Genomic DNA, 293 nt, shown 5'->3' on the forward strand with positions numbered 1-293 from the left:
GATGCCTTGCTCGCGGACAGTGCCCTGTCTCAGGCCCGTCAGCGACTCGGCAAACAGCCGCTCGAGTGGCTGTTCAAACAGTGCGCCGATGTGTGGGGGCGGGAACGTTATCCTGAAGACCATTGGCACGGTTTACAGGTCTTTGCAATCGATGGGGCCCTGTTCCGAACCCAGGATATGCCTGAACTCAGAGCACATTTCGGCTCGGGTAACACCTCAACCAACCGGCAGACACCCTACCCGATGCTGCGGTTGGTCACGCTCATGAATGTCCGCTCGCATGTCATTGCCAA

Annotated in this window: 1 pseudogene; it reads left to right on the forward strand. The window is 58.4% G+C overall.

Annotated features, from left to right (window positions below):
- Positions 1-293 (forward strand): annotated as a pseudogene (locus J9889_RS21980) (transposase domain-containing protein); the annotation flags it as partial.

It is taken from the genome of Aeromonas sp. PrichA-15 (assembly GCF_017939245.1).
Lineage (GTDB): Bacteria > Pseudomonadota > Gammaproteobacteria > Enterobacterales > Aeromonadaceae > Aeromonas > Aeromonas caviae.